This window comes from Bifidobacterium sp. LH_417 (assembly GCF_056357035.1).
In genome coordinates, this window is record NZ_JBKEVI010000013.1 from 1 (window position 1) to 13,485 (window position 13,485).

The following is a 13,485-nucleotide window of genomic DNA, read 5'->3' on the forward strand; positions in this document are numbered from 1 at the left end:
CCCGGACCCGACCGGCAAACCCCCGGCCGGACGGCGAAGCACGCCCACCACGCACAACCCCTAACCCGATACATCACCCCGGCCACAAGTTGACAAAAACATAGGAACACCCCCCTCTGAAGAGGGCCGTCGCGCCGCCGACACAGACAGGCTCACGTCAACAATCCTCGCCCATTACCATGTTTGGTAGGCCTCGATGGTCGGGGCCGGGTCGCCGGTCCTGGTATGACTTTCTCGCCCTGTCGTTGATGATCCGGGGGGTGTTGTCGCCGGGAGCGGGGATGCCTGCAGACCGCTGATAGGAACCAGGCCGGCCGCATGGACGCGTAGGGGCGCATGGCGCAGGTCTCGTCGTAATGTGGGTGCGGCGCGGGCGTCCGGACCGTATTCCAGCGGTCCACGGCGGCCGAGGCATCTCATGACGGGAGATACGACGATGAGCCCGGACGACATCGACGTGTGGGTCGGACTGGACGTGGGCAAGAGCGCGCACCACGCGCACGCCCTCGACCATGACGGCAGCACCCTGTACGACAAGCCGGTGAGACAGGACGAGAAGTCCATCCGCGCCATGCTGGGGAAACTGTCCGGGCACGGCCGCGTGCTGCTGGTCGTCGACCAGCCCAACACCATCGGCTCCCTGCCCCTGACCGTGGCCCGGAGCATGGGGATCACGGTCGCGTACCTGCCCGGCACCGCCATGCGCAGGGCCGCGCAGCTGTTGCCCGGCAACGCGAAGACCGACCGGAGGGACGCGTACGTGATCGCGTGGGCCGCGCTCAAACTGCCCGAGAGCCTCAGGGACGCGGGAAGCGACGACGAGACCCTCGCCGCGCTGAAACTGCTCGCCGGCCACGACGAGGACCTCGCCCACGAATCCACGCGCCACATCAACCGCCTTCGCAGCCTGCTCCTGCAGACCCATCCCGCGTTCGAACGCGTCCTGAAGGGGGAACGCGCCACCCGCGACGCGACCCTCGCGCTCCTCGAACGGTACGGCGGCCCCGCGGGCATGAGACAAGCCGGCATCGACGAGGTCAGGAAATGGGCCAAAGACAACAAGCTGCGCGCCGGCGGGATCATCGACGACATGTTCAGGGCCATCGGCGAGCAGACCGTCACCGTGCCCGGCACCGCCACGGCCGAGACCATCATCCCCTCCATCGCCCGCGACATCAAGACCATCAAGGACCGGCGACGCGAGATCGGCACGCAGGTCGAGGCCCTGCTGGAGGACCACCCTCTTCTCGAGGTCCTGACGTCGATGCCCGGGATAGGCGTCAGGACCGCAAGCAACATCCTCCTCGGCATCGGCGGCGACATCGCCAACTTCAGATCGGCCGCCCACCTCGCCTCCTACGCCGGCATCGCCCCGGTCACCAGCCGGTCCGGCACCAGCATCAAAGGCGAGAGACCAGCGAGGGGCGGCAACAAACGACTCAAGAACGCGCTATGGCAATCCTCGTTCGTCGCCAGCACCAAACACCCGCCCTCGACCGCCTACTACAAACGCAAACGCGAACAAGGCAAGCACCACAACGCCGCCATCGTCTGCCTCGCCCGCCGACGCTGCGACGTGATCTACAGCATGCTCAAGAACGGCACCCTCTACCAGGAACCAACCCTCGCCGCCTGACAGCCCGGACGGACAAACACAAACCGGACACCGGCGGCAGGGCGAAGCACGCCCAACACAGACAACCCGACCCGCCAACACGACAAACCACAAAGGTTGACAAAAACATAGGAACACCCCCCCTCTGAAGGGGCTGTCAGCGACAGCCGACTGGGGGAGGTCCCACTGCTACGTGACATCACCTACCCACAGACCTACGAAAGGACCCCATCATGACCACCAACGACCCGAACAAGACGCAGGTGCTCGACACCGCCGCCGAGACCACGGCACTGCCGGCCAACACCACGAACGATGCAACGCAGACCATCCCCGAGCAGGCGCGCCCGACCGAGGCCGCCACACGCGCCGCCGCGGCGACGCAGACGCTGCCCCCGACGGGCGGCGACGGCCTCACCTCCGACGACGCCACCCTGACGGCCGCCGGCATGAAGCCGGCATGGACGTCCACGCAGCAGCCGGCGTTCCAGCAGTCCCCCCAGCAGGTCGGCAACCAGTCCCGATACGCCGGCACTCCGAGCGGTGCCGGCGCCCCGACCGGCACCGTCGGCGCGTTCCCCCAGTCCGCCGGATACCCGGGTGCGGGTGTGCCGCAGGCATCGTACACGGGCACTATTCCGACCGGCAACAGCGGTCTGGCGGCCCCCGGCGTTCCGTCCGTTCCGAGCGTCCCCGGCACGGATGACGGATTCGCCGGAGCGCCCAACGGCAAGGACAAGTCGAAGCGTACCAAGCTGGGCGGTAAGACCATCGCGATCATCGCCGGCGTGACGCTGGCGTGCGGCCTAATCGGCGGCATTGCGGGAGGCGCGGTCGTCAACGTGTTCTCCGATTCCGGACGCGGCGGGCAAGATACGAGCCAGATGGGCCAGATGCCCGGCGGCTCGTCGGACGGCTCCGGGCAGAGTGGCCAAGGCGGGCAGGGCGGCCAGATGGGCGAGCCGCCGAGCGGCGGCATGGGTCCCGGCGGCTCGTCCAACGGTGATTCCGAATCGTCCGATTCCGGATCCGGTTCCAACTCCAACGGATCGAGCAGCGGGTCGAATTCCAACTCCTCCGACACCGATTCGTCCGCATCCTCCGGCGGCTCCATCGCCTCCTGACGGCACCACCCATCGGACCCCTTACCTCCCTCACCATAGGGAGGTAGGGGGTCCGTCCGTCGCTCTCTTGCTCGTCTTCACCGGGATTCTTCCTAACCCGCCAACCACCCTCCGGCGCTACGCACCACCTCCCGCCAGCGGGAGGGGAGAGAGGCCCGACCACCCTCCGGCGCTGTGCGCTGCCTCACACCGGAGGGCGGCATGATAAGAAACCGACAACAATTAGACAGATTGCCCAACGACACGGCAATCCTTCCTGTTCCTTCATCACCTTCGACTAAGGTGAGCACTGAACATACGGCATCGTCACCACGTGACAGACATCCCGCCGACGCACGCCCCGCAACGGGAGGATTCGCGACCGGCGACAGCAAACCGAACACGATGCCACACCGGCGCCGCACGCGCCGCGAACGACAGTAGTAGAAGGAACACACAGGCATGGGCAACGTTCTCGCGATTCTCAAACGCGACCTCATACGCATGCTGAAAGTGCCGGCCGCATGGGTCATCACCGCCGGTCTGACTTTCATCCCCCCGCTGTACGCATGGTTCAACATCGTGGGATTCTGGAACCCGTACGGCAACACGCAAGGCATCCAGGTGGTCGTCGTCAACAACGACAAAGGCACCAACAACGCGCTCATCGGCAAGCAGAACCTCGGATCGCAAATCGTCACGCAGCTCAAGACGAACCACCAGCTCGGATGGTCCTTCGCCGAGGAGTCCGAAGCCATGAACCGCGTCGAATCCGGCAAGGCGTACGCCGCCATCATCATCCCCAAGGACTTCAGCGACCGGATGGCCGGCGTCGTCACCGGCGGCGACCGGCCGCAACTCGAGTACTACGTCAACGAGAAGGCGAGCGCCGTCGCGCCGAAGATCACGGACGTGGGCGCTAGCACGGTGGACACGCAGGTCAACGGCACGTTCGTCTCCACGGTGAGCGAAGTCCTCGCCAAAGCGGTCAACAAGGCGACAGAGAAGGCGGGCGACACCGCCGGCACCGTCCAGACGAAAACGCTCAAGACCCTCGACGACGCCCGCCGCGACGTAGTGAACACGCGCGGCAAAATCAGCGAACTCACCGACACACTCAAACAGACGCCCGCCAAAACGCAGCAGGCGCGCGAAGCATTGAACGACGTGCAACGCCTCGCGACCGACGCGAGCAACGGGCTGACCAGCACGTCGCAGCTCATCGGCACCACGCAATCGACGCTCAACACGTTCGTCGCGAACACGTCCGGCACGCTCGACACCGGCACGTCGATGCTGTCGCAAGCCTCGCAGCAGGCGACCGACGGCGTCACGCAGGTGGCGGGCGGCCTCACCGTCGCGAACGGCGCGGTCGGCGACGCCGTGACCACACTCACGCAAGTCAACCAGTCCAACAAGCAGGTCATCGACAAACTCAAGTCACTCACCGGCCAACTGCCCGGCGACAACGCGGCCACGCAGGCGCTCGACGACGCCATCGCGAAACTCGAACAACAGAACGCGACCACCGCCGAAACACTGAAGGACGCGAAAACCCTCAACGACGACACCACGAAGACCGTCACCTCCGTCTCCGGTCTCGCCACGGACTTCAACAAGGCCACGCAGACGACACTCACCACGACGACGAACGCACGCAAAACACTCACCTCCGGCGCACTGCCGCAGCTCAACAGCGGACTCAGCACGCTCGCCGGCACCACCGGCATGCTCGCCGGCGGCCTGACCAGCCAAGGCGCGCTCGTCAGTCAAACGACCCTCGTGCTCGACCAGCTCGACCGGGCCGCGGCCGACACGGTCACCGCGCTCGGTGACACCGACAAGGCGCTCGCCGGCATGGAAACGAAACTCGACACGGTCGCCACCGACATCCGCGCGCTCGACACGTCCAGCATGCTCGGCGACCTGTTCGGTTCGGACGGCAAGCTCGACACGAAACGCATCGCCGAATTCATGCTCTCCCCCACCGTGATCAACAAGAAGGCCCTGTACCCGGTGAACGCCTACGGCTCCGGCATGGCGCCACTGTTCACGAACATGGCGTTGTGGGTGGGCGCGTTCGCGCTCGCCGTGATCATCAAGCTCGAGACCGACGACGAAGGCATCGAGAACATGACAATCACGCAGGGCTACATGGCGCGATTCCTGCTGTTCTGCGTGTTCGCGGCGATGCAGGGATTCGTGACCACGGTGGGCGACCTCATCATCGGCGTGCAGACGGTGAACGCGTTCGCGTTCGTCCTCACCGGCATCATCACGTCGCTCGTATACGCGACGCTCATCTTCGCCTTGTCCTCCACGTTCCTGCATGTCGGCAAGGGCGTGTGCGTGGCGCTCATCATCCTGCAGATCCCCGGCGCGTCCGGCCTGTACCCGATCGAGATGATGCCGGACTTCTTCCGCAACCTGTACCCGTTCTTCCCGTTCACGTATTCGATCGACGCGTTCCGCGAGACGATCGGCGGCTTCTACGACGGTCACTGGTTCAACAAGATCGGCCATCTGCTGCTGTTCGCCGTGTTCGGTCTCGCGCTCGGTCTGCTCATCCGCCCGCTCATGGCGAACGTGAACCGTCTGTTCGCGCGCGAAATCGAGGAAAGCGACATGATCATCGGCGAGCCGGTGCACATGCCCGGCACCGAATACCGGCTCTCCACGGCGGTGCGCATGCTCACCAGCCACGAAGGATACCGCGAGCGTATCGAACGGCAGGCGGCACGCTTCGCCGTGCTGTACCCGCAGCTCAAGCGCGGCGCGCTCGTCGCCGGCATCGTCGTGCCGGTCATCCTCGCGGTCACGTTCTCGCTCACGCCGAACACGAAGCTGGAGGCGCTGCTCGCGTGGATCATCTGGATCCTGCTCATCATCGCGTTCCTCATCGCCATCGAGTTCATGAACGACAATCTGCGCCGTCAGATGGAACTCGGCAATCTGGACGACGAGACGATCCGCGCGTACATCCACGAGCGCGAACGCATCCGCGAGAAGGCGAAGGCACGCAAGCGCGAACGCGTGCGGGAACGGCTCGCGCAACCACTCAATCCGACGCATGAGGGGAGGCACGCACAGTGAACGACACGACGGAACGCATCGAACCACTCGACTTCGACGGTTTCAGCGAGACTGACGCGGCGGACGCGCGCACGGCGAGTGCGGCGGACGCGCGCGACGGACGCGGCGCGACCGGCACGCGCGGTGCCGCGACCGCCGCCGTGCCGCGCGTGAGGCACAAGACGTGGAAACTGTTCACCGGCGACGTGCGGCGCATGTTCAGCAACGTCGTCTCCATCATCATCGTGATCGGACTGGTGTCGATCCCCGGCCTGTTCTCGTGGTTCAACATCGCCGCCAGCTGGAACCCGTTCGGCAACCTCAAGAACCTGAAGTTCGCCGTCGCCAGCGTGGATGAAGGATACAAATCCGACCTGATTCCGGTGAAGATGACCATCGGCGACACCGTCGTGAACACGCTGCGCGCCAACTCGCAGCTCGACTGGACGATCACCACGAAAGACGACGCGATCGACGGCACGAAATCCGGCAAATACTATGCGGCCATCGTCATTCCGAAGGACTTCAGCAAGAAGATGATGACGTTCTTCTCCGCCGACGTCGATCATGTGAAGATCGACTACTACGACAACGAGAAGAAGAACGCGCTCGCGCCGAACCTCACCAACGAAGGCGCGAACGAGGTGAGCACGCAGATCAACCAGATGTTCGCGAAAACGCTGACGAACACCGCGCTGTCCATCGCGTCGCAGCTCGCCGACGACCTGTCGTCGCCGCAGGCGCAGACCGCTCTCGCACGGTTCAGCGCGAACATCGGCGACTTCGCGACCACGCTGAACGACACGTCCGCGATGCTCGGCGACTACGCGACGATCACCGGTTCCGCGAGCTCGCTGCTCGGCGAATCGAACTCGCTGCTCGACAACGCATCCGCCTCGGCCACCGCCGCGGGCAATCAGCTCGACAGCGCGAAACAAGGCGTGACCGACCTGTCCGGCGCGATGACCACCGCCGCCGACACGTTGGCGAGCGCGCTGTCCAGCAGCGCCGACAGCTACGGAGCGGTGGCCGACCAGGTGGACGCCCTGTATGCGAACGCGGGCACGCAGGCCGAAGACACGGCCACCACGCTCGACACGCAGGCGAAGCATGTGGGCGCGCAAGTGACCGAATACCAGACGATCCGCCAGTCGATCGCCGACCTGCAGGGCAAGCTGCCCGAGAACCTGCAGCCGCTGCTCGATTCGACGCTCGACCGTCTCGACACGGCGATCGCCTTGCAGCAGACGTTGCAGACGCGTCTGACCGACGCGGCTTCGGGCGTGCGCACGAAGAACACGGACGTGCAGAACCAGCATCAGCAGGTCAAGGATCTCGCCACGCAGGCGCAGTCCGCGATCGCCGGCGTGAAATCGGATTTCGACTCGCAGGTCAAGCCGCAGCTCGCACAGCTCAACGCTTCGGTAACGGACGCCACGCAGGTGCTCGATTCGGGCGCGGCGAAACTGAAGACCACGCTCGGCGACCTCGACACGACGGCCACGAACGCGCAGAACGATCTCACTTCGGTGCATGACACGTTGACGGATGTCTCCGGCAAGCTCGCGAAGGCCGGCAAGGAGCTCGGCTCGTTCGACGAGAAGCTGTCGAAGGCGCTCGACAGCGGTGATATGAGCATGGTCAAGGAGGTGCTCGGCAACGATCCAGAGACGCTTTCGGCCACGCTGGCGGCGCCGGTGACGCTCAAGCGCAAGGCCGTGTTCCCGGTGGAGTCCTTCGGCTCGTCGCTCGCGCCCTTGTACCTGCTGCTGCCGTTGTGGGTGGGGTCGCTGCTTATGGCGGTCACGTTGAAGACGACGGTCTCGCATCGTGTACGCCGTGAACTCGGGGACCCGCGACCGCATCAGATGTATCTGGGCCATTACGGGATCTTCGCCCTGTTGGCGTTGTTGCAGAGCACGTTCGCGTTCGGTGGCGCGCTGCTGTTCATCCGCGTGCAGGCCGTGCACCCGCTGCTGTTCATGCTCACCGGATGGGTGAGTTCGCTCGTGTTCTCGTTCTTCGCGTACACGATGGTGGTGAGCTTCGGCAACGTGGGCAAGGCGATCGGCGTGCTCATGCTCATCATCCAGATCTCCGGCTCGAACGCCGCCTACCCGTTGCAGATGCTGCCCGATTGGATCGGCCGGATCAGCCCGGTGCTGCCCATCACCCATTCGGTGACGATGATCCGCGCGGCGATCGCCGGCATCTACGACATGGATTACTGGAAGGCGTTGGGTGCGCTGCTGCTGTTCATCCCGCCACTGCTGCTCATCGGCCTCGTGCTGAGGAAGCCCTTGGTGCAGTTCAACCAGTGGTATGTGGCCAAGGTGGAGAGCACGAAGATCATGGCCTAGCGGTTCCCTCCTTGACCGTGTCAGCCATGTCAATCGAGGATGAACGGCAAAGCCACGAACAGCGGCAGGCTTGCGAACACCGGAATCGGGTACCAAAACAGGGCTTCGGGCGAGGCGTACAGCGACAGCACGGTGAACGCGAGCAATCCGAATGCGGCAAGACGGGGTCCGGGTGATGCCGTGACAACGCGACCGGCGACGCGACCGGATGGGTGACGGCCAGCCAAACAACCGGATGGGTAACGGCCAGCCGCCTCACCGGTCATACGGTCATCCGCACGATCATGGCCGCGTCGGGACCGCATCACCGCCTCCGCCATCAACGCGATTCCGACCGCGAGCGGAATCCACGTGACGTACAACGCCATCCCCGTAAGCGGATTGCCGGCGCGCGCGGCGTCACCGGAACCGCCGCGCGTGCGCACGGCCGCGGTCGTACCACCACGCGCCCAATCACGAATGTCGCGCAGCACGTCGCGGCACCATTGCGGCCGGTTCGACGTGCCGGCGAGCGGCGCGAGATCGCGCGCGATGGCGGTCATGCGCGCCTCCTCGGTGATTGCGGCGGTGTTGCCGGTACCTTCCGCATGATGCACCTCGGCAGTATCGCCGGTACTTGCACGACGCACCTCATCAGCCGACAGGTATGTCGACCACTGTCTGAGATAGCCGCCGCGCAACAGATAGTCGGAGTCGGTCGGATAGGAGAAGTTCACGCGCGGATCCCACCAGCCGCGCGTCTGGGCGGCGTAGGCGCGCGCGTAGACGAGCGGATGCGCGGAGCCGAGCCGCACCCACACGCGCACGGCCTCGAGCTTCTGCACCACGGTCGGGCCGGGCGCGATGACGGTGCCGTCAGCGGCGACGCGCGGCTCCCTCAACGTGTGAAACGTCTCGTCCGACCGATGCGGGTTGATGGTCTCGGCTGCCTTGTCGAGATCCATGATCGCGTCCAGCACGCGACGCTGGTCCGATGAGATCGCGGCGGGATCGTCGTGTGCGAGACGGGCGACCGGTTGCGTGACGATGCCCCAGACCTCGCGGCCCGGCGACGGGACGGCATGCGTCACGGCGTTCGCGATCGGCGTGAACACGCCTTGCGCGAGAATGACGGCGACGATGAGGCAGATTCCGGCGCGCAGGCGCGCGGAAGCCGTGCGGAGAAGCGGGGTGTGGCCGGTGGCCGGCCGGGATTCCGGAGAGTTTGCCGGACGATCGGATCCCGGGCGGAGAGCGGGACAGGGCGTGGGGCGACGGCCGTCGCACACGCACAGGAGGCCGATGCCCGCGCAGACGACGATGATCAGCGCCGTGCGTTTCGACGCGACGACCACGAACGCGAGCAGCGTGAACGCGACCGCGACCGGCATGCGGCGCAGCACACGGCCGCGTGTCAGGCACGCCTCGGTGAAGATGACGGCGAACGGGAGGAAGAAGACCGTGTGCAGCGAATCCTTGCCCATCGTCGTCACGGCGGCGACGACCACGTAGCTCGACGCGGCGTAGACGAGACCGACGGTGACGAGCCACAGGGGCGCGCCGAGTTTGCGGATGTAGCAGAGCGCCAACGCGATGCCGGAGGCGAGGGCAAGCGTCTGCACGATCGTGTAGACGGCCTGGCCGGCGAGCGGGGAGCCGAAGACCGACGAGCCGAACCGCCAGAACAGACCGAAGATCAGGGTGTCGAACAGCGGGTGCTGCGTGTAGTAGTGGTGCAGGCCCATCGCCTGAAGATATTGGGCCATCGTGTCGTCGCGCATGGCGCCGGGCCAGGTGAGCGCGATCCACGGCAGCCAACCCGCGGCGATCAGGGCGAAGTACAGGGCGAAGCGCTTGCGCAGCGCGACGGTGAAGGTCGACGGGCGGCGAGCCGCAAGCCAGAGCCGCACGGTGGATGACCATGTATCCCATTCAGACACGGCACCCAGTCTACGCGCCTGACGGCAATCTCTCCCTCGTCGGTCGCACTACGCGCGCCAGCACCTCGTCAGGGGACGCCCCGATGGACGCCCCAATAATGCCGACAGGAGCCTCTGCGATAGGGGGTTGTAGACCGGTGTTCCAATGCGGTCTGGCAAAGGGTTGTTTCCGGCCTTCTCCACGTTTCCGATCTGCGATAGCGTCGAGGGGGTTTCACGCTCTTCGCGTTCTGACGCGTATGACCATGCGACTCCGGCCCTCGTATCTCCTAGCTCGTAGCGCCGGAGGGCGGTCGTGGGCAGGGGGCGTGCGTGTAGGTCACGTCGGTGTCGGTTTTGTATTCGGACCATGAGTACTGGTTGCCGTTCGCGCCCGTCACGGTTTTCGACTGGTCGATGGCGGCGGAGGTGTCCGAGGTGACGTGCGGTTGCATGCCGCGCACCACCTTGAACTCCACGTCAGGGGACGAATCGACCAGCGGGTCATGCATCCCGGCGACCTTGTGCTGTCCGACGGCGGGTACCAGCTTCCTGAGAACGCGCGTATCGTAGTTGACATGGATTGCGACTTCGCCGTTCTTGAGGGCGGTCCAGTTGATGTCGATGGGCCCGTTGCCGGTCACGCCGGTCGGGTTGTCGATCTGGATCATCGTCTTGTCGTAGTCGACGGTGTACGGCACGCCGCTCACGTAGTTGCCGTTGCCGTCCTTGAGTTCGGCGGTGGCGACGCCCTGCGCCATGCCTTTCGTGTACCGGACCTTCTCCCAGTTCGCGGACTTCACGACCTTGTTCTTGGCCTGCTCCCACAGTTCGTTCGCCTTGGCCGCGACCTGGTTGATGTCCGCACCGTCCAGCTGTTCCTTCTTGACGGACTGCCACTGGGAGGAACCCTCGTCGAGATGGTCGTGGATCGCGTAGGCGACCGCCGCCTGCGTGAGGTCGTCCGAACTGTTCTTCGTGGCCTCGATCATCCACGCGGCCGTCTTCTCGTCCTCGTTGGACGCGTCCTGCCACGTGCCGTCGAACGAGCCCACGTCCGCACCGGATTCGATGCAGTAGACCCAGCCGCCCTGCGAGCCGCCGACCGGCCCCAGGCCGACGCCGCTCTTGAAATCGTAGCCGGGCAGCCCCTTCGTCTCGCCCGATGTCTGCGCCGCGTTCGCGGTGGCGGCGCCCGCCATGAGCGCGCCCGCGGCCACGAGCGTGGCGATGGCGGCGCGTGCCGCGTGTTTCCAATCTATACCGGTTTCCTTTCCTCTCGGGGAATGTACGCCACCCGCCTATGCGGATCGGCCGACACCCCCGAAAACAACGAGAGGCGGCCGCCCGGAAACGCATCCGAGCGGCCGCCCACGAGGAAACGGAAAGAGAGGAGCCAGGTCAGCGGGAGCGGGTCAGTTCCATTCGATCCAGCCGCTGCACTCCGGCTTGCTGCTAGTGACTGTACAACCGACCCAGTTACCGTCGTCAGACAATTCGGCATCCCCGCCGACGGTGACGTTTCCGCCGCTGGGGGTGCTGGGCGCGGCCGCCTGGCCGCCACCCGTGTAGCCGCCACCCGTGTAACCCGAACCGCCACCCGTGTAACCCGAACCGGTGTACCCGGTGTTCGCATACGACGAGCCGCCCGAATAGCCGGCACCTATGTACGAGCCGTCCGAGGCCGCGCCGCCGGCCGCCGGCTGGGCCGCGGCCTGCGCTTCCGCGTCGGCTTTCGCGTCCGCGTCCGACTTCTGCTTCACGCTCGCGTTCACCGCGGCCGTGGCCTCGCCGATCGCCTTCAGGTCACGCGCCTTGATGGCCTTCGCCAGCCGGTCGCGCGTCTTCCCGTCGGCGACCTTCCCATCCGAGGATTTCAACAGGGCGTTCGCGGTGTCCACGGTCTTGTCGAGCCTGGACGCTTCGACTGCCTTGACCGCCTTCTTCAGGCTCTTCTCATGCGTCTTGTACCAGTCGGCCTGGTCGCCGAGCCGCGTCGTAGCCGCGTCCAATCCCGCCTTGTCGTCGGCCGTGCAACCCGCGTACACGGGCGTCTCCACGTTCACCGCCTTGGCGAGAGCGTCCACGGTCGTCGCGTCCTTCACGTCCGCCGGTTTCACCTTCGCCATGCCGGCCGCATCCCCGTTCAGGAGCGTGTTGTACTCGTTCGCCGCCACACGCGCCGAATCCGCGGCCTTCGCACACGCGCTCTTCGCCACGCCCAACTCATGGCTGTTCCACGCCGCATACCCGCCGATGCCGCCGCCCGCCAGGGCGAGCACCGCGACCACTGAGATAGCGGGAATCAGCCACTTCGGACGCGAGCCCTTCACGGTTGCGGCCGGGACCATGCCGGCACCAGTGGAAACACCCGCGTCCGCGGGAACACCCGCACCCGCGTCCGCGGGAACACCCATGGACGCACCATCCGACAATGGAAGCGGAGGCACAATCGCCATCCGACCCGCATCCACACCATCCGGCAACGGCACTGGACGCCTATCATCCGAACCGAAACTGTTCGCATTCCCGCTCATCACGCTCTCCTCGCTCCTAGCCATTCCGATCGAGTATCGTCACCGCCGCAATGCACAACACCACGAACGCCGACACCACGGTAAACCGGACAACCGGATCATTCCACCACCATATTCCGAGGACCACCCTCCGACGCTACGCGCCACCTCCCGCCAGCGGGAGGAAGAATCTCGTAACGCGCGATGCCGCACTGGCGGCTACGCGGTTATTGGATGGAGGCCTGCTCGCGGCAGAGGTCAAGGGCCTTGTTGAACGCGTCGGACGTCCAGCTGGCACCGGCGACCTTGTCCACTTTGAGGCCCTTGAGCGGCTTGCCGTCCACCACGCCGTTGATCGCGTTGGCGAAGTCGGTCTGATGCTTCTTCGAGATCGACGTGAACGGGTGGCCGATTACCTCGACCGTCTCGACGTTCTGGTCTTTGATCGTGAAGTGGACATCGATCGAATCCTCGCCCACCGGACCATACTGGCCGTTGATCGAATACGTACCGTCCTTGTAGTTGCCGGTGTCCTTCGCGTCGGATGAACCGGAAGAATCGGAGGAACCGGACGAATCACCAGAGCTGCCCGACGAACCGGAGGTGTCACCGGACTGCGACTGCTCCTCCTGGGATTTCTCGGTCTCACCGGAGTTGCCGGCGTACTGGTCGTCCATCGGCGTCGCCTTCGACTCGGCACAGCCTGCCACGCCACCCAACAGCACCAGCGTTGTGGCCGTCAGCGCGACTGTCCTGATGACGGCTCGCTTGCCGTCGTTCCTCTGCTCCTGCGTATCGCTTTGCGTATCGCTCATAATCACCCTTCTACACCATGCCCTTCCGCATCATGCGACGAGTCCGCGCACCGCCACCGGACCGTCGCACGGACGGGGCAAACGGAACCAACGAAACCAATGGGAC

8 protein-coding genes are annotated in these 13,485 nt (G+C 65.4%); 4 read left to right on the plus strand and 4 right to left on the minus strand.

Annotated elements, in window-relative coordinates:
• The first annotated feature begins 436 nt into the window (after positions 1-436).
• The 4 genes from AC1AYR_RS08225 to AC1AYR_RS08240 all read left to right on the plus strand — a co-directional run bounded on the left by AC1AYR_RS08225 (position 437) and on the right by AC1AYR_RS08240 (position 8,150).
• Positions 437-1,636: an IS110 family RNA-guided transposase gene (locus AC1AYR_RS08225; RefSeq protein ID WP_476555160.1), complete on the plus strand. Its 1,200-nt coding sequence runs from the start codon at positions 437-439 to the stop codon at positions 1,634-1,636.
• A 212-nt stretch (positions 1,637-1,848) separates the two neighbouring features.
• Positions 1,849-2,739 carry a hypothetical protein gene (locus AC1AYR_RS08230; RefSeq protein ID WP_476555159.1) on the plus strand — a complete coding sequence of 297 codons (891 nt, stop codon included), beginning with the start codon at positions 1,849-1,851 and terminating at the stop codon, positions 2,737-2,739.
• Positions 2,740-3,180: 441 nt separating this feature from the next.
• Positions 3,181-5,811: a YhgE/Pip family protein gene (locus tag AC1AYR_RS08235; RefSeq protein WP_476512260.1), complete on the plus strand. Its 2,631-nt coding sequence runs from the start codon at positions 3,181-3,183 to the stop codon at positions 5,809-5,811.
• A gap of 194 nt (positions 5,812-6,005) precedes the next feature.
• Positions 6,006-8,150 (plus strand): YhgE/Pip family protein, encoded by a 2,145-nt coding sequence (locus AC1AYR_RS08240; protein WP_476512296.1) that lies wholly within the window; start codon positions 6,006-6,008, stop codon positions 8,148-8,150.
• Positions 8,151-8,179: 29 nt separating this feature from the next.
• Here the strand turns inward: AC1AYR_RS08240 and AC1AYR_RS08245 are convergent, their stop codons facing one another.
• The 4 genes from AC1AYR_RS08245 to AC1AYR_RS08260 form a co-directional block, all read right to left on the minus strand.
• Complete coding sequence (locus tag AC1AYR_RS08245; protein ID WP_476512261.1) at positions 8,180-10,069, minus strand: DUF6020 family protein; 1,890 nt, start codon at positions 10,067-10,069, stop codon at positions 8,180-8,182.
• A 269-nt stretch (positions 10,070-10,338) separates the two neighbouring features.
• Entirely contained in the window at positions 10,339-11,268 is a 930-nt protein-coding gene (locus tag AC1AYR_RS08250; protein ID WP_476512262.1) for a hypothetical protein, read from the minus strand.
• A 195-nt stretch (positions 11,269-11,463) separates the two neighbouring features.
• Positions 11,464-12,465, minus strand: a complete 1,002-nt coding sequence (locus AC1AYR_RS08255) for a hypothetical protein (protein ID WP_476512263.1) — start codon at positions 12,463-12,465, stop codon at positions 11,464-11,466.
• Positions 12,466-12,791: 326 nt separating this feature from the next.
• Entirely contained in the window at positions 12,792-13,379 is a 588-nt protein-coding gene (locus AC1AYR_RS08260) for an FMN-binding protein (protein WP_476512264.1), read from the minus strand.
• Positions 13,380-13,485 lie beyond the last annotated feature (106 nt).